Source organism: Nonomuraea roseola (genome assembly GCF_039535395.1).
In the GTDB taxonomy this organism is placed as follows: Bacteria; Actinomycetota; Actinomycetes; order Streptosporangiales; family Streptosporangiaceae; genus Nonomuraea; species Nonomuraea roseola.
The window spans coordinates 3,775,834-3,792,090 of sequence record NZ_BAAAXC010000015.1 but is presented as its reverse complement, the minus strand read 5'-3'; the positions used below and the strand labels follow the sequence as shown (position 1 = coordinate 3,792,090).

Here is a 16,257-nt window from a genome sequence, read left to right as displayed (position 1 = left end):
GGGCGATCCCGGGTTAGCGTGGGCGCATGGGCTACCGCTATGGCGAGTATCACGACGGGCCTGACCCGCTTGCTCCGCCGTACGACGTGCGGGCGGCGCTCGACGAGATGGGCGACGCCATCCTGTCGGGGTCGACGCCCGTCCACGCGCTGCGCGACCTGCTGAAGCGCGGGCTGCCCGGCGCCGAGGACCGTCGCGGCCTCGACGACATGCTCAGGGAGGTCAGGCGACGCCGGCGCGAGCTGCGCGAGCGCGGCAGGCTCGACGGCACGCTCGACAGGGCCCGCTCCCTGCTCGACAAGGCGATCGGGCAGGAGCGCGCCGAGCTGTTCCCCGACCCTTCCGACGACGCGCGGCTGCGCGAGGCCACGCTCGACAACCTGCCCGACGACACCGCGAGCGCCATCCAGGAGCTGGGCTCCTACGAGTGGCGCTCGGCGGCGGCCAGGCAGACCTTCGAGGAGCTGCGCGGCCTGTTGCGGCGGGAGGTGCTCGACGCGCAGTTCAAGGGGATGCGCGACGCGCTGGCCAACCCCGATCCCGCCGCGATGGAGCGGGTCAGGCAGATGATGTCGGACCTGAACGACATGCTGGAGCGCGACGCCCAGGGCGCCCACACCCAGAGCGATTTCGACTCCTTCATGTCGAAGTACGAGGACATGTTCCCTGAGCGGCCACGCACGCTCGAGGAGCTCGTCGACATCCTCGCCCGCAGGGCCGCCGCCACCCAGCGGATGCTCGCCTCGCTCACGCCGCGCCAGCGCGAGGAGCTCAACAACCTCATCAACCAGACGCTCGACCAGGCGGGGCTGTCGGAGCAGATGCGCCGCCTGGGCGACTCGCTCTACGCCCGCCGTCCCGATCTGGGGTGGGGCACCCCCGAACGGCTGACGGGCGAGGACCCCATGGGCATGGGCGACGCCGTGACAGCCCTGGAGGAGCTGGCCGACCTCACCCAGTTGGAGGCCGCCCTTCGCCAGGACTACCCTGGCGCGCGCCTCGACGACGTCGACGAGGCCGCGGTACGGCGTGCCCTCGGCCGCTCGGCCGTCGACGACCTGGAGGCGCTCAAGCGGATCGAGCGCGAGCTGGAGGAGCAGGGCTACCTGCTGAGGCGGCGCGGCAAGCTCGAACTCACGCCCAAGGCGGTGCGCAGGCTCGGCGAGACGGCGCTGCGCCGCGTCTTCGCCTCTCTCGACGCCGGGCGCAGGGGCGACCACGACCAGCGCGACGCGGGCTCGGCGGGCGAGCTCACCGGCTCGTCCAGGCCATGGCGTTTCGGCGACGAGCAACCGATCGACGTCGTCCGCACCCTCGTCAACGGCATCCGCCGAGGCGACGCCTCCCCCCGCGCGCACGAAGGCAGGGCCGCGCCGTCCTCCCGGGGGACCCTGGCCCGCGGGAGCGGCGCGAGGCCGCATTCGAGGGTGCGGCTCTCGGTGGACGACTTCGAGGTCAGCGAGACCGAGCGGCGCAGCGCGGCCGCCGTGTGCCTGCTCGTCGACCTGTCGTACTCGATGGCGCTGCGAGGCACCTGGGCCGCCGCCAAGCAGACCGCACTGGCCCTGCAGGCCCTGGTCGCATCGAAGTTCCCGCAGGACGCCGTCCAGATCGTCGGCTTCTCCAACTACGCGAGGGTGCTGCAGCCCGACGAGCTCGCCGGCCTCGACTGGGACATGGTGCAGGGCACGAACCTGCACCATGCCCTGCTCATCGCGGGCAGGCACCTCGACAGGCATCCCGACTTCGAGCCTGTCGTGCTGGTCGTCACCGACGGTGAGCCGACCGCGCACCTGATGCGCAACGGCCGCTCCGCCTTCGAGTGGCCGCCCTCGCCCGAGACGCTGGAGCTCACGCTCTCCGAGGTCGACAAGATGACCAGGCGGCGAGCGACGATCAACGTGTTCATGCTCGCCGCCGACGACCGCTTGAAGGAGTTCGTCGACGAGGTCGCCAGGCGCAACGGAGGCAGGGTCTTCTCCCCCAGCGCCGACCGCCTCGGTGAGTACGTCGTCAGCGACTTCCTGCGGCTGCGCAGGGCCCGCTAGACGATCGCCGGGATCGTGTAGGTGGCCAGCCGCTCGTCGAGGCCGTCGCCGTAGTCGCGGAAGGATCGGTAGTGGGGTCGGAGGTGACTGCCGCCCATGGCCTGCAGCACGGGCACGTCAGCGGGCTTGGGCAGCACGCCGCCGCCCAGGTAGCGGGGGTCGGCGAGCACCGTGCGCACGCCCTTCTCCCCTGACAGGAACCGGCCGTGGCGCCAGCCGCTCTCCTCGTCCCAGACCAGGGCGGCCCCTGAGACCAGCAGGATGGTGGCGTCGCGGGGATCGAACGGGTCGTCCCACCACTCGACGGCATCGACGGCGAGGGCTACTTCGGCGACGTAGGCGACAGGCATCGAGAGCCATTCGGGCGTGTACGGCCGCATGCTCATCCCTTCGATGGGGGAGGCTTTACCCCACTGTAACCATCTTCCTGTGGAAGAGGGCCGCCGAGGGATACCCGGACAGGCGCGACATGCCCACGAACTCGAACCCCTGCCGCAGGTAGTACTTGTGCAGCGACTCGTTCGTCTTCCAGACGTCGATGCGCAGCAGGCCGGGCCCGCGCGCCTCCGCCCAGTCGATGATCTCGGCGCCCATGCCGTGGCCCGCGTGGTCGCGGTGGACGACGAGCCTGTGCAGGTAGAGGGCGGGGGCGTCGGGCTCGTGCTCGGCCCACAGCTCCCTCTGCACCGCCGTGGTGAGGGTGACGGTGGCCGCGACACGGCCGCCGCGCTCCTCCACCCAGGTCAGGCGCTGCTCGATGCCGCCCATGACCCTGGCGTCCCTGGCCGCCCTGTCGGGCCACGGCCGCTGCCACTGGTCGGTGTCCTTGTCCGCGAGCCAGGCCGCGGCGTTCTCGATCAGGCCGATGATCGCCGGGAAGTCGTCCGGCGTGGCCTGGCGCAGGTGGATCATTCAGCTCCGGTCTCGATACTTCGCCGGGACGGACCCGATGTGGTAGACGAGGCGGTTGCGGTCGGCCGGATAGACGGTCACGGTGAGCCTGATGGGCCGCTCGGCGTCGAACGCGGTGCGCCACAGCACCTGGACCGACACCCCCGCCCCCGTCACGGCGAAGAAGGCGCTCTCGTCGGGGTAGGACATGCGGGCGGTCAGCTCGTCGGTGTAGCCGACCTGTGGGTGCCCGAGATCCTCGAGCAGCCTGATCGTGCCCCGCTCGATGTCACCCGGCCTGATGAGGTCGGTGCCGTCGGCGATGTCCATCGGGTAGTAGGAGGTCTGCAGCGACCACGGCGTGCCGTCCACGAAGCGCTGCTGGACCCTGGTGACCACCTTGGCGCCGACCTTGACGTCGAGCCTGAGGGCCACGTCGGCGCGGGCCTCCACGACGTCCACGTGCGGCCTGCCCACCTCGGGGCGGCGCCCGCGCAGCAGGACGGAGGAGACGTAGGCGTCGCCCGGCAGGTCGGCGGCGCGCCTGCCCTCCTCGTCCGACAGCAGCACGGGGAAGGTGTCGGGCCTGCGGCGCACGAAGGTGCCCTCGCCCTGGCGCTTCTCCAGCAGCTCCTGGTTCACCAGCTGGCGGATGGCCTCGCGCACGGTGTTGACCGAGAAGCCCGAGGAGTCCCGCAGCTCGATCTCGGTCGGGATCTGGTCGCCCGGGGCCCACCGTCCGTCCTCGATGGCCTTGCGCAGGCGGTCGGCCAGCTGCTGGTACTTCGGAGGCACCGGATCGCTCCTCTTTGAGTTCCGATGGTTTGGATGACACCAATCATTGGTATGACTGGGTTTACCCAACTGAATCCTACACCAAGGATTCCCTGCGAGAACGGACGCGGCAAGGAGGCCGCATCTCGGGACCGCGACCCCCGATATCCACCCCATACCGAGGGGAGGCCTCCATGTTGGAAGCAGCCATCATCCTGGCGCTGATCATCGCGAGCGGGGCGGCGGGCGTGTTCGTCGTCGTGGTGATAGGGATCCACCACGAGGACGGCAGGAGCTCGGCCACCGGCGCGCCACCAGGCCCGATCCACGCGGGCACCAGACGCATCCTCGGGTTCACCGTCGATCACACGGGATGCAGGTACGCGACCAATGACCAGCACGCACCCTTCGACTGCCCGACCTGCGACACGAAGGAACGAGCGACCTGACGCTCAGGCGTTGAGCACCGCGCAGTAGTAGCTGAGCGCGACGTCGAATCCGTCGCGGCAGTTGCGGTGGGAGCGGTAGCAGGGACGCCATGCCGAGCTGGCGCCGACCCCGGCGCGCGCGTCGGCCAGCGCTCCCGGCACCCGCTCCGGCCTGGGCAGCAGGCCGTGGCCGAGGTAACGCACCCCCGCCAGCTCGGTGTGCAGGCCGTGGCCGCCGGAGACGAAGGCTCCGAGGCGCCAGCCGCTCTCCTCGTCCCAGACCAGGGCACTGCCGTCACGCAGGCGAAGGGTGGCGTCACGCGGGTCGCAAGGACCCTCCCACCAGTCGGCCACCTCGTCGCCGAGCAGGTCGACGACCTGACGGACGTAGGAGAACGGCTGGCGCACCCATTCCTGTGAGTACGGCTCGACGTGCCTCACGGCCACGACGGCACCCCCTTGTGCCTGGAGAACAGAATGCCAACCATACCGGCGCTGAACTTATTCCATTGCCAGAGCGTCTAGTCATTACGGACGATATTCGGGGAAGGAGGAAGCCATGCTCGCCATGATTGTGCTGCTCGTCGTGATGGCCGTCGGCATCGCGGCTTTCGAGCTGTGCATGAGCTGCCCTCACGACCGCGAGGAGCCCCAGAAGGCGGGTCGTGAGTAATACCGGTGCGATCACCGGACGACTAATGTCAGCCCCATGAATAGCACGTTGCTCTGGCTGCACATCGCATTCGCGATCTTCGCCATCGGCCCGCTCACCGCGGTGATCATGGCCGCGCCGCGCGCGATCCGCGCCAAGAACGCCGCCGTCCTGCAGACCCTGCAGCGGATGACCCGAATCTACGGGATCGGCTCGCTCGGCGTGCTGGTCTTCGGCGTCTGGCTCGGCGCGAGCCTCGGCGTGCTGGGCCGCTGGTACATGTCCGCCTCGATGACCCTGTTCGTCGTCGCGCTCGTCCTGCTCTTCCTCGTCGAACGCGACCTTCGCGCCGCCGTCAGGGTCTTCGCCACCGAGACCCCCGCCGACGACGCGAAGGTCCAGAACGCGCGCATCGCGATGATCAGCGGCGTGATCGGCCTGATCTACCTCGTGATCCTGTTCTTGATGATCTTCCCCGGCGAGGGCTAGGACGCCACGAGGCCCTGCTCCTCGTCCTTCGGGCCGATCCGGAGGGGCAGGTGCTCTCATACGATGATGGGGTGCTCCCCCTTCTTCGTTCCCTGTGGGACGAGCCCCGCCCTGCCCGTCCCCCGCGGCGAGGCCGGCGCGACTGGGCCCTGGTGGGGCTGCTCGTGGCGCTCGCGGTGCTCGAAGGGGTGCTGCGGCCCGACCTGCCGTGGCGGACCGTCTCGGTGATCCTCACCGTGGCGCTGGTGCCCACCCTGTTGTGGCGCCGGAGCAGACCGCTGCCGATGGTCGCGATCGCCTTCGGCGCCATGAGCCTCGCGCCGCTCCTGACGGGCGGCGACTCCCCCGAGACCTACACCATGGTCTGCCTGCTGCTCCTGCCGTACTCACTGTTTCGCTGGGGGGCGGGGCGGGAGGCCGTGATCGGGTTGGCGATCATCCTCGGCAGGGCCTGCCTCTCGGCGGTCGTCGACCATCCGGGCGCCGGCGACCTGATCGGCGGGCTCGCCATCCTGTTCTCGGCCGTCGCGCTGGGGCTGGCGTTCCGGTACCGGGCCAGGGCGCGGAGACGCGAGCTCGATCACGTCAAACTGCTCGAACGTGAGCAGCTGGCCCGCGACCTGCACGACACCGTCGCTCATCACGTCTCGGCCATGGCCATCCGCGCCCAGGCGGGCATCGCCACCTCGGCGACGCGGCCGAGCGCCGCGACCGAGGCGCTCGTCCTGATCGAGTCGGAGGCCTCGCGCGCCCTCGCCGAGATGCGCGCCCTGGTCCGGGTCCTGCGCCAGGACCAACCGGCGGACCTGGCGCCGGGTCAGCGCATAGCCGACCTCGAGCAACTGGCCGGCCGAGCTCGCTCAGGCCCCTCCGTCGACGTGGAGATCCACGGCGACGTCGACGACCTCCGCCCCTCGGTCGGCACCGCGATCTACCGCCTCGCGCAGGAGTCGGTCACCAACGCCCTGCGACACGCTCGGCACGCCACCCGCATCGAGGTCCGCGTGTCCGCCGACGACACGTCGGTGCGGCTGCGCGTGAGCGACGACGGCGACCCCAGCCCTGTGCCCGCCGCCCCCTCTCAGGGGTACGGGCTCATCGGCATGGCCGAACGCGCCGACCTGCACGGCGGCACCTGCGAAGCAGGCCCGAACCCCGATCGAGGGTGGACCGTGACCGCCGTGCTTCCGAGGAAGGGGGCGGCGACATGAGCATCCGGGTGATCGTCGCCGACGATCAGGAGATCGTCCGCACCGGGCTCGCCATGATTCTCAACGCCCAGCCGGACATCGAGGTCATCGGCGAGGCCGCCGACGGGCGGCACGCCGTCGAGCTCGCGCGGCGGCTGCGCCCCGACGTGTGCCTGTTCGACATTCGGATGCCGGGCATCGACGGCATCGAGGCGACCCGCGCCCTCGCGGGACCGGCCGTCGACGACCCCCTGGCCGTCGTCGTCATCACCACCTTCGACCTCGACGAATACGTCTACGCCGCCCTGAGGGCCGGTGCCAGAGGGTTCCTGCTCAAGGACGCGGGCACCGCCCTGCTCTCCCAGGCCGTCCACGCCGCCGCCGACGGCGACGCCCTCATCGCACCGAGTGTCACCGCGCGGCTGCTCAGGACCTTCGCCGCGGCCGGATCCTCCGCCTCGCCCGTGCAACCCATCGAGGCGCTCACCGAGCGCGAGGAGCAGATCCTCGCCACCGTGGCGCGCGGGCGGACCAACAGTGAGATCGGCGACGAGCTGTACATCTCTCTCAGCACCGTCAAGTCCCACATCGCCAGCCTCATGGCCAAACTCGGCGCCCGCAACCGCGTCGAGATCGCCATATGGGCCTACGAGACCAACCGTGTCAGGAACTGAAGGCGGCCGGCCGCCTGCGGATGACCCCTTCGGCCACGACGAGGTTGATCGCCCAGCCTGCTCCCATGAGCAGCGCTCTGCCGAGCTCGTCCGGCATGCCGAAGAACATCAGCCAGGGCAGGTGGACCAGCACCTGCGTGCCCGCGCCCAGGCCGATCGCGTATCCACGGATCATCCAGGCGCGGTGCCTGGCGAAGTCGCGCCGCCGGATCGCGGCCAGGCCCGAGGCGATCGCCACGACCATGGCGGTGCCGAACAGGAGCCGGAAGGCGGCCAGGAGATCGCCGTCACCGACAGGGCGGGCGTAGAACAGCGTCATCCACAGGCCCGAGAGCGCGGCGACAAGTCCGCAGGGGACGAGAATCCGCCCGGCGACGCGATGCCAACCCGGCCTCCTGCGGCGGAAGCGGGGGGCGAACTGGAAGGCGCCCAGAACGCTGTACAGGGCGGCGCTGAAGATGTGCAGCACCACGGGCAGGGGCGCGGCGAAGAACCGCGCGTTTCCCGGCGTGACGTCGCCGCCCGCGAGCTCGGTCAGACGGACGCCTCCCGCGATCAGGGGAACGACGCTGAGCACGACCAGCACGGTGGGCAGGAGCCAGCCACCCCTGCCGCCTGCGGTGTTTCGTGGACGCGGAGGGTGTGCCGTCAGGCTCTTGTCGGTCATGAGGCGATCGTGACCGCTGCGAGGGTGACGGCTCATCAGTAGAACGGCCCGATCCGAACCGGCCGATCATCCATGAATCAGGCGTACTTTCGGCGCGCCTTCGCCGAAAGCCACGTGCGATGGCTCGGCCTGCCCGCTCGTCAGGGCAGGCCGCGCCACCATCCGCCTCGGGGGAAGGACCCTAGCCCAGCGCCTGGGTCAGGTCGGCGAGCAGGTCGTCGACGGTCTCGATGCCGACCGACAGCCGCACCAGGTCGCCGGGCACCTCCAGCGGCGAGCCTGCCGCCGAGGCGTGCGTCATCCTGCCGGGGTGCTCGATCAGCGACTCCACGCCGCCGAGCGACTCGCCCAGCGTGAACAGCTTCGTCCTGTCGCAGACGTCGACGGCCTCCTGCTCGCCGCCGTCGACGCGGAAGGAGACCATGCCGCCGAAGCGCTTCATCTGCTTGGCCGCCACCTCGTGCCCCGGGTGCTCGTCGAGGCCCGGGTAGAGGACCTGCGTGACGCGCGGGTGGGCGAGCAGCAGGTCGACCACGCGCTCGGCGTTGTCGCAGTGGCGGTCCATCCGCACGCCGAGCGTCTTCAGCCCGCGCAGCGTCAGCCACGCGTCGAACGGGCCGGCCACGCCTCCCATCGCGTTCTGGTGGTATGCCAGCTCGTCGCCCAGCCCCTTGTCCGCGGCGATCAGCGCGCCGCCGACCACGTCGGAGTGCCCTCCGACATACTTGGTGGTCGAGTGCACGACCACGTCGGCGCCCAGCGCCAGCGGCTGCTGCAGGTACGGCGAGGCGAACGTGTTGTCCACCACGAGCAGCGCGTCGTTCTCGTGCGCCAGCTGCGCCAGCGCGGCGATGTCGGCGATGCCGAGCAGCGGGTTCGTCGGCGTCTCGACCCAGATCAGCTTGGTCTTCTGCGTCATGGCCGCGGCCACCGCGTCGAGGTCGCCCAGCGGCACGGGGTCGTAGTGCAGCCCCCAGCGCTCGTGGACCTTGGAGAACAGCCGGTAGGTGCCCCCGTAGGCGTCGTTCGGGATCACCACGTGGTCGTTGGGCTTGCAGACGGTGCGCAGCAGGGTGTCCTCGGCCGCCAGGCCGGAGGCGAACGCCATGCCCCTCACGCCGCCCTCGACCGCGGCCAGCGCCTCCTCCAGCGCGGTCCGCGTCGGGTTGGCCGACCGGCTGTACTCATATCCGCCCCGCAGACCGCCCACGCCGTCCTGCTTGTAGGTGGACGTGGCGTAGATCGGCGGCACGACCGCGCCGGTCACCGGGTCGGGCTCCTGGCCTGCGTGGATCGCCAGGGTCTCAAAACCATTGCTCATGCCCCCCACGCTAGCCCAGGAAAAACGTGAAGCCCGTGATCCGTCCCCCAACCGATCACGGGCCTCATCGTCGTCACGTGCGGCTTGTCCCCCAACCGCCCACCCGTGACGGGTCTGGTGTCAGGCCGCCCTGCTCTCGTTCAACTCCTCGGCGGCGGGCCGCGGCAGCCGTACGATGTCGGCGTTGATGTGACGGCCGCTCGCGCCCTCGGCCGGCTCCCCGTTGATGCGGGATAGCAGCACCGGGTCGGCCAGCGCCAGCAGGACGGCGACGACGAGCCCGATGCCCAGGAACACGAATCCGATAGCGACCATTTCCTCATCCCCTTCGACGCTTCAAGCATGCGCGCCGCGACACCGGTCCCGAATCGACTGAAGGACTGGTCCCCGGATCAGGAGGTCGGCCGAATGGTGGATATGAGGGGTCCGACTTCCGGCCTAGGCTCGGGTGCCGTGGGGGACAACAAACGCTTCGTCTACTGGATCAGGCGGCTCAGCGAGATCGCCATGATCGGCTGGCTGAGCATGATGCTGCTGGTGGATCTGGCCGTCGCCGCAGGCGCGGGAGGGCCGCAGTTCCTGGTTCCCGTGTGCGGGGCCGTCGGCATCGTGGCGGTGGTGCTGCGCAGGCGCTACAGGATCGAGGGGTTCGCCGTCCTGATGGCCTGCTCCCTCGTCGTCTCCCTCCTCATCGGCGCGATCGACGTCGTAGGGGTCCCAGGCTCGGCGGAGAGCGGCGCGCTGCTCATTCTCACCATCGGCGTCCTGCGGCACGTCGAGCCCGTGCGGAAGGCCGCCACGCTGAGCCTGGTGGCGATGGGCGTGCTGATGGCCGAGGGCGGCATGCGCGACTATCACAACGGCGGCCTGGCCTTCTCCTTCATGCTGTTCATCGGCTGGGCCACGGCGGCGGGCGTCGGCGGCTACCTGCGCTTCCAGCAGGAGCGGCGCGTCGAGGCCATCCACACCGTCCGCCGCTCCGAACGTCTGGAGCTGGCCAGGGAGTTGCACGACCTGGTCGCCCACCACATCACCGGCATCGTGGTCCAGGCCCAGGCCGCCAGAACGGTCGCCGAGATGAAGCCCGAGGCGGTCACCCCCGCCCTCGACGCCATCGCCAACGCGGGGGTCGAGGCGCTCACCTCGATGCGCCGCCTGGTCAGCGTGCTGCGCGCGGAGGACGAGGCCGCCCGCACCCCCGGCACCTCCCTCGCCGACCTGCGCCTGCTCACCGAGCGCTTCAGCGCCGGCGGGCCGGGCGTCTCCTTCGAGGTCGGACAGGGCATCGCCGACGGCGCGCTGCCGCCCGAGGTCATGACCACCCTGCACAGGGTGCTGCAGGAGTCGCTCACCAACGTCCGCCGCCACGCCCCTGGAACCGGGTGGGTGGAGGTCGATCTGCGGCTCCACGAGCGCACCGTACGGCTGCGCGTGCGCAACTACGGCTCGGCCACCGACCCGCGCCTCTCACGGCTCGGCGGGGGCTTCGGGCTGGTCGGCATGGCCGAGAGGGTCGAGGCCCTCGGCGGCAGGCTGCTGGCAGGGCCCACCCCTGAAGGCGCGTGGGAGGTGTTCGCCGAGTTCCCCCTCGCCTGAGGCGTGGAGCCTGTCGTACTCCCGCTCGCCCAGCTCCGCGCGCGCCCTGGCGGCGATCCTTTCGACGTCGCCGCGCTCGGCCCTCGGGAGGGGCGCGCCCACCGTCCGCCTGATGGCGGTGGCCGTGCCGAGCAGGCGGGCGGCGTCACGGGCGGGCAGGGCGCCCGCGAGGCCCTCCAGCGCCAGCGCCACCGCTCGGGGGTCACCGCTCGCACCGGCCGACTCGTAGCCCTCCCTGTGCAGCGCCAGCGCCGCCCGCAGGTCGCCGCGCTGCTCGGCGGCGAAGCCCAGCTCCGCCAGGATCAGCGCGACGCCTGGCTGGCCGTCCACCTGCCTCAGCCAGGTCAGCCACGGCCGCAGCAGCGCCTCGGCCTCGTCCAGCCTGCCCTGTCGCCGCGCGCTGAGGCCGAGCCCGACCACCGCGTGCTCCTCAGCCGACTTGTACGAGTGCTCGACCGCCAGCCTCCTCGCCCGCTCGTGATACTCGTCGGCCAGCGCGTGGTCGCCCATCAGCAGGGCGGTCCTGCCCAGCACCGACAGGGAGAAGGAGATCTCCAGCCCCAGCTCCTCCGCCAGCCGCAGCCCTTCACCTCGCAGCCTCGCCGACTCCTCGTAGTCGCCGCGGATCTCGGCGAGCAGGCCGAGCGTGTCCATCGCCTCGCTCCTGCCCCACCCGTCGCCCAGCTCGTCGAAGAGGGCGAGGCTGCGCTCGCCGTCCTCCCGCATCGCGGCCAGGTCGCCACGGACGAGGGCCAGCCTGGCCCGCACGCAGAGCGCGGCCGCCACACCCCACCTGTCGCCTTGCCGGCGGAAGGCCGCCAGCGCCCGCTCCACCCTCACCCCGTGCACCGCGTGGTCGCCGTAGGCCCACCGCACGTAGCTCATGAACCAGTCGGCGAACGCCTGCCCCGCCTCGTCCAGCTCCTCGTACGGCGCCGCTTCCGCTTCGTCGCCCGTGGACAGCGTCATCACGGCGTGCCAGACGGCCGCCAGCGCCCGCTCCTTCGGCTCGCCCGTCCCTGACGTCAACGCCCTGGCGATCGCCGCGCTCGCCTCGCCCCGTCTGCCGCGCAGGTACCAGTACCAGCCCAGCGCGTTGACCAGCCGCAGCGCGTGAGTCTCGCTCTCCAGCGCGACGCGCAGGTTGGCGCCCTCGGCGTCGAGCCTGCGCAGCCACTCCCCCTGCTCGGGACCGCGCAGCCGGGCCCGCTCGGCCAGCTCGGTGTAGTACGCCGCGTGCCGCTCCCTGAGCACGTCGCTCTCGCCCGCCTCCGCCAGCCGTTCGAGCCCGTAGGCCCTGACGGTCTCCAGCAGCCTGTAACGCGGCCCTGGACTCACCAGGGACCTGTCGACCAGCTGCGCGATGGTGGCGACGACGTCCACGCCCCGCTCGGCGCAGACCTGCTCGGCGGCCTCCAGCAGGCAGCCGTCGGCATGGACGGCCAGCCGCCGCAGCACCACGCGCTCGGCCTCGGACAGCAGCTCCCAGCTCCAGTCGATGACCGCGCGCAACGTCTGCTGCCTGCCGGGCGCGCCCCTCCTGCCCGCGCCGAGCACCCTGAACCTGTCGTCGAGCCGTACGGCCAGCTCCCGCAGGCCCAGGGCGCGCACCTTGGTGGCCGCCAGCTCCAGGGCCAGCGGCATCCCGTCGAGCCGTTCGACGATGGTCGCGACGGTCTTCGCGTCGTCCTCGTCCAGCGCGAAGCCCGGATCGGCGGCCACCGCCCGCGCCGCGAACAGCCGTATGCCCTGCTCGGTCTCCAGCGGAGGCACGGGCCACACCCGCTCCCCTGGTACGGCCAGCGCCTCCCTGCTGGTGGCCAGCACGCGCAGCCCCCGTGCCGCGTTCAGGAGCGTGGAGACGAGGTCGGCGGCCCGGTCGATGACGTGCTCGCAGTTGTCCATGACGAGCAGCAGCCGCCTGTCGCGCAGCGCGGTGACGAGGCGTTCGACGGGTCCTGCCGATACGCCGTCGTCGCGCAGGCCCAGCGCCTCGATCACCGCCTGCACGGGGTCACCCGTCGCGGCCAGCTCGACCAGCCTGACCTCCTCCACCTGCGCGGCGCTCTCCACGGCGAGCCTCGTCTTGCCCACGCCCCCGGGGCCTGTGAGCGTGACGAGCCTGCTGGAGCCGAGGAGCGCGCGCACCTCGGCCACGGCCTCGTCCCTGCCGATGAGCTCAGTCATCGGCACCGGCAGCCGCACCCCTGACTCGAACCCCGGATCCTGGGTCGCCGGTTCTCCGGCCACCGTGTTCAGGAACGCCCGGGTGTGGGGCGGGGAGTCGAGTGAGGGGTCCTGGCGCAGGATCGCCTCGTAGAGCGCCGCCAGCTCCCTGCTCGGATCCACTCCCAGCTCGTCGGCCAGCAGCGCGCGCACCTCCGCGTAGCTGTCCAGCGCCTCGCTCTGCCGTCCGCCCCTGTAGAGCGCGCGCAGGTGCAGTCCCCTCAGCCGCTCTCTCAGAGGGTGCTCGCGCACCAGCTCGGCGAGCTCCACCGGCTCGCCGAGGGCCAGCCGTACCTCTGCCTGGTCCTCGAGCGCCGTCAGGCGCGCCTCCTCCAGCCTGGCGGCGGCGGGAGCGGCGAAGGCCGCGTCGGCGTGGTCGGCGTACGCGGGCCCTCTCCACAGCGCCAGAGCGTCGGCCAGCAGCCCCGCCCGCGCCTCCAGCGACCCTTCACGGGCCCGCCCGAGGAGGTCGGCGAACTCCTTGGCGTCCACCCGCGCCCCGGCCAGCCGGTAGCCGGAGGGGTCGCGCACCACCGCGTCGGCCGAGCCGAGCGCGCGACGCAGCTGCGACACCCTGGCCTGCAGCGTCCCCACCGGGTTGGCGGAGGGACGCGCGCCCCAGAGGTCGTCGATCAGCCGGTCCACCGGCACCGGACGGCCCTCGTGCACCAGCAGGTCGGCCAGCAGGGCGCGCACCTTCGCCTCGGGCACCCGCACCTGGACGCCCTCGTCCGTCCACACGGCCAGCGGCCCCAGCACCCCGAAACGCATGACCCGTAGCCAACCATAAGGATTCCCGAAGTACGGTCGCCGAGGCTGGGGGCATGACAACGCATGTGACTGTGATCGGCCTCGGGGCCATGGGCTCGACGATGGCCGAGATGTTCTTGAAGGCGGGCCACCAGGTGACGGTGTGGAACAGGACACCTGGCAAGGCGGGCGCGCTGGTGGCGCTCGGCGCGCACGAGGCGTCCTCGCCCGCCGAGGCCGGAGAGCTCCTGGTGATCAGTCAGCTGGACTACCAGGCGATGTACGACAGCCTTGGCGACGTCGACCTGCAGGGGAAGGTGCTGTTCAACCTCAGCTCCGACGCCCCCTCGGTCCTGCGCGAGGCCTCGGACTGGGTGGCCGCGCGCGGCGGGGTGCTCGTCACCGGAGGCATCATGGTCCCGCCGCCCGGCATCGGCCAGCCTGGCGCCTACACCTTCTACAGCGGCCCTTCCGAGGTCGTCACCCGCCACACGGAGACGTTGGAGGCGATCAGCGACGTCACCTACGTCGGCGCCGACCCGGGGCTGGCGATGGTCTTCTACCAGTCGCAGCTGTTCATGTTCTGGTCCGGGCTGACGGCGTACATGTACGCGAGCGCGCTGGCGGAGAGCGCCGGGGTTGCGCCTTCCCAGCTGCTTCCCTTCGCGCAGGAGACGTTCGGCGGGATCGCGGGCGAGGGGCCGATGGGGTTCCTGAAGTACCTCACGGCCGAGTTCGAGGAGCGGTCCTACCCCGGCGAGGCCAACAGCCTGCACATGCAGGCGGTGGGGATGGGGCACGTGGTGCACGCGTTCAAGGAGGCGGGGATCGACGCCACGCTGCCCGTCGCGCTGAAGAGCCTGTTCGACCGCGCCGACGCGGAGGGTCGCGGGGCCGAGGGCCTGGGCACCATCATCGAGTCCATCAAGAAGCCCTGACCACCCGTACGGCCCCGCCCCCGCCGGAGCGGGGTCGAGGTCCCTCGGAGCTCACAGCGGCGTCGACACAGCGCCCGGGGAGCAGGCCGAGGTTCGCCGCCTCTCCGTGGAGGCGAGACGCCCGTCCCCCAGGAACCCCGGCCCCGTGATCGCCCACGCGGTCTCATCGCGTGAGGGCGGTCACGGGGTCTCCTGGGAGTGGGCTTCCCGACGGGTCAGTGGTTGGCGAGGAAGGCGAGGAGGTCCTGGCGGGTGAGGAGGCCGGCGGGCTTGCCGTCCTCCAGCACCACCGCCGCGTCCGCCTTCTCCAGCGCCTCCACCGCCCGCGACACAGGCTCGCCCGCGCCGATCATCGGCAGCGGCTGCGACATGTGCTCGGCGATCGGGTCGTCGGAGCTGAGCTTGCCCCGGTACAGCGCCTCCAGCAGGTCGCGCTCCACGATGGACCCGACGACCTCGGCCGCCATCACCGGCGGCTCCTCCTTCATGACGGGCAGTTGCGAGACGGAGTACTCCCGCATGATGGAGATCGCCGTGCCCACCGACTCGTGCGGATGCGCGTGGACGAAGGACGGCATCGTGCCGCCCTTGCGCGACAGCACGTCCCGCACCAGCCCGCTCTCCGAGGGGGTGGTGAGGAAGCCGTAGTCGGCCATCCACTCGTCGTTGAAGATCTTCGACAGGTAGCCGCGCCCGCCGTCGGGCAGCAGCACGACGACCACGTCGTCAGGCCCGGCCTTGGCCGCCACCTGCAGCGCGGCGACCGCGGCCATGCCGCAGGAGCCGCCCACCAGCAGCGCCTCCTCGCGGGCCAGGCGCCTGGTCATGTTGAAGGAGTCCTTGTCCGAGACGGCGATGATCTCGTCGCAGATCGTCGTGTCGTAGGTCGCCGGCCAGATGTCCTCCCCCACGCCCTCGACCAGGTACGGGCGTCCCGTGCCACCGGAGTAGACCGAGCCCTCGGGGTCGGCGCCGATGATCTTCACCCGGCCGCCGGAGACCTCCTTGAGGTAGCGGCCCGTGCCGCTGATGGTGCCGCCGGTGCCGACGCCCGCCACGAAGTGCGTGATGCGGCCCTCGGTCTGCTCCCACAGCTCAGGACCCGTCGAGTGGTAGTGCGACTCGGGGTTCTGGACGTTGGAGTACTGGTCCGGCTTCCACGCGTTGGGAATCTCGCGGGCCAGCCTGTCGGACACCGAATAGTAGGACTCGGGGTGGTCGGGCGAGACCGCGGTGGGGCACACCACGACCTCGGCCCCGTAGGCCCTGAGCACGGAGATCTTGTCCTGGGCGACCTTGTCGGGCACGACGAAGACGCACTTGTAGCCCTTCCTCTGGGCCACGATGGCCAGCCCGACGCCGGTGTTGCCCGAGGTCGGCTCGACGATGGTGCCGCCGGGCCGCAACGCCCCCGACGCCTCCGCCGCCTCGATCATCCGTACCGCGATGCGGTCCTTCACCGAGCCGCCCGGGTTGAAGTACTCGACCTTGGCGAGCACCTGTGCGGGAAGGCCCGCCGAGACCTTGTGCAGCCTGACGAGCGGAGTGTTCCCCATGAGCTCGATCAGGGAATCGTAAACGCGCACTGAGGTGTTCACCTTCTTTGCAGAAGC

At 71.1% G+C, this 16,257-nt stretch carries 15 protein-coding genes and 1 pseudogene; 7 read left to right on the top strand and 9 right to left on the bottom strand.

Annotation, left to right across the window (positions count from 1 at the left end):
- The first annotated feature begins 26 nt into the window (after nucleotides 1-26).
- Nucleotides 27-2,048, top strand: a complete 2,022-nt coding sequence (locus ABFX55_RS41350) for a vWA domain-containing protein (protein WP_346128872.1) — start codon at nucleotides 27-29, stop codon at nucleotides 2,046-2,048.
- Here the strand turns inward: ABFX55_RS41350 and ABFX55_RS41345 are convergent.
- From ABFX55_RS41345 to ABFX55_RS41335, 3 genes are read right to left on the bottom strand one after another with little or no spacing between them, the layout of a single operon-like run.
- The gene (locus tag ABFX55_RS41345; protein ID WP_346128870.1) at nucleotides 2,045-2,434 is read right to left on the bottom strand and encodes a DUF6292 family protein; all 390 of its coding nucleotides are present in this window, start codon (nucleotides 2,432-2,434) and stop codon (nucleotides 2,045-2,047) included. The two genes, ABFX55_RS41350 and ABFX55_RS41345, sit on opposite strands and share 4 nt — an antisense overlap.
- 19 nt (nucleotides 2,435-2,453) lie before the next feature.
- Nucleotides 2,454-2,960 carry a GNAT family N-acetyltransferase gene (locus ABFX55_RS41340; RefSeq protein WP_346128868.1) on the bottom strand — a complete coding sequence of 169 codons (507 nt, stop codon included), beginning with the start codon at nucleotides 2,958-2,960 and terminating at the stop codon, nucleotides 2,454-2,456.
- Nucleotides 2,961-3,734 carry a GntR family transcriptional regulator gene (locus ABFX55_RS41335; protein ID WP_183655220.1) on the bottom strand — a complete coding sequence of 258 codons (774 nt, stop codon included), beginning with the start codon at nucleotides 3,732-3,734 and terminating at the stop codon, nucleotides 2,961-2,963.
- Nucleotides 3,735-3,907: 173 nt separating this feature from the next.
- Between ABFX55_RS41335 and ABFX55_RS41330 the strand changes: the two genes are divergently transcribed.
- Nucleotides 3,908-4,162 carry a hypothetical protein gene (locus tag ABFX55_RS41330; RefSeq protein WP_183655218.1) on the top strand — a complete coding sequence of 85 codons (255 nt, stop codon included), beginning with the start codon at nucleotides 3,908-3,910 and terminating at the stop codon, nucleotides 4,160-4,162.
- A gap of 3 nt (nucleotides 4,163-4,165) precedes the next feature.
- On the opposite strand, the gene ABFX55_RS41325 is transcribed toward ABFX55_RS41330, so the two are convergent.
- Complete coding sequence (locus tag ABFX55_RS41325; RefSeq protein ID WP_183655215.1) at nucleotides 4,166-4,588, bottom strand: DUF6292 family protein; 423 nt, start codon at nucleotides 4,586-4,588, stop codon at nucleotides 4,166-4,168.
- A gap of 262 nt (nucleotides 4,589-4,850) precedes the next feature.
- Here ABFX55_RS41325 and ABFX55_RS41320 point away from each other — a divergent pair, with 262 nt between their 5' ends.
- The 3 genes from ABFX55_RS41320 (at nucleotide 4,851) to ABFX55_RS41310 (ending at nucleotide 7,146) form a co-directional block, all read left to right on the top strand.
- Nucleotides 4,851-5,282, top strand: a complete 432-nt coding sequence (locus tag ABFX55_RS41320) for a DUF2269 family protein (protein ID WP_346128866.1) — start codon at nucleotides 4,851-4,853, stop codon at nucleotides 5,280-5,282.
- 71 nt (nucleotides 5,283-5,353) lie between these two features.
- Nucleotides 5,354-6,493, top strand: a complete 1,140-nt coding sequence (locus tag ABFX55_RS41315; RefSeq protein WP_346128864.1) for a sensor histidine kinase — start codon at nucleotides 5,354-5,356, stop codon at nucleotides 6,491-6,493.
- Nucleotides 6,490-7,146: a response regulator gene (locus tag ABFX55_RS41310; RefSeq protein ID WP_183655207.1), complete on the top strand. Its 657-nt coding sequence runs from the start codon at nucleotides 6,490-6,492 to the stop codon at nucleotides 7,144-7,146. The genes ABFX55_RS41315 and ABFX55_RS41310 overlap by 4 nt, the downstream gene beginning before the upstream one ends.
- Here ABFX55_RS41310 and ABFX55_RS41305 read toward each other — a convergent pair.
- The 3 genes from ABFX55_RS41305 to ABFX55_RS41295 all read right to left on the bottom strand — a co-directional run bounded on the left by ABFX55_RS41305 (nucleotide 7,136) and on the right by ABFX55_RS41295 (nucleotide 9,449).
- Complete coding sequence (locus tag ABFX55_RS41305; protein WP_346128862.1) at nucleotides 7,136-7,813, bottom strand: DUF2306 domain-containing protein; 678 nt, start codon at nucleotides 7,811-7,813, stop codon at nucleotides 7,136-7,138. The genes ABFX55_RS41310 and ABFX55_RS41305 overlap by 11 nt on opposite strands.
- A gap of 181 nt (nucleotides 7,814-7,994) precedes the next feature.
- Complete coding sequence (locus ABFX55_RS41300) at nucleotides 7,995-9,134, bottom strand: cystathionine gamma-synthase (protein ID WP_346128860.1); 1,140 nt, start codon at nucleotides 9,132-9,134, stop codon at nucleotides 7,995-7,997.
- A gap of 120 nt (nucleotides 9,135-9,254) precedes the next feature.
- The gene (locus ABFX55_RS41295) at nucleotides 9,255-9,449 is read right to left on the bottom strand and encodes a hypothetical protein (RefSeq protein WP_346128858.1); all 195 of its coding nucleotides are present in this window, start codon (nucleotides 9,447-9,449) and stop codon (nucleotides 9,255-9,257) included.
- Nucleotides 9,450-9,587: 138 nt separating this feature from the next.
- Between ABFX55_RS41295 and ABFX55_RS41290 the strand changes: the two genes are divergently transcribed.
- On the top strand, nucleotides 9,588-10,730 hold the full coding sequence (locus ABFX55_RS41290) for a sensor histidine kinase (protein ID WP_346128856.1): 1,143 nt from the start codon (nucleotides 9,588-9,590) through the stop codon (nucleotides 10,728-10,730).
- A 1,284-nt stretch (nucleotides 10,731-12,014) separates the two neighbouring features.
- On the opposite strand, the pseudogene ABFX55_RS50160 reads toward ABFX55_RS41290, so the two are convergent.
- Nucleotides 12,015-13,727 (bottom strand): annotated as a pseudogene (locus ABFX55_RS50160) (AfsR/SARP family transcriptional regulator); the annotation flags it as partial.
- Between the two features lie 53 nt (nucleotides 13,728-13,780).
- On the opposite strand from ABFX55_RS50160, the gene ABFX55_RS41280 reads away from it, so the two are divergent.
- Nucleotides 13,781-14,644: an NAD(P)-dependent oxidoreductase gene (locus ABFX55_RS41280; protein ID WP_346128854.1), complete on the top strand. Its 864-nt coding sequence runs from the start codon at nucleotides 13,781-13,783 to the stop codon at nucleotides 14,642-14,644.
- A gap of 215 nt (nucleotides 14,645-14,859) precedes the next feature.
- On the opposite strand, the gene ABFX55_RS41275 is transcribed toward ABFX55_RS41280, so the two are convergent.
- The gene (locus ABFX55_RS41275; protein WP_346128853.1) at nucleotides 14,860-16,230 is read right to left on the bottom strand and encodes a cystathionine beta-synthase; all 1,371 of its coding nucleotides are present in this window, start codon (nucleotides 16,228-16,230) and stop codon (nucleotides 14,860-14,862) included.
- Nucleotides 16,231-16,257: the final 27 nt, after the last annotated feature.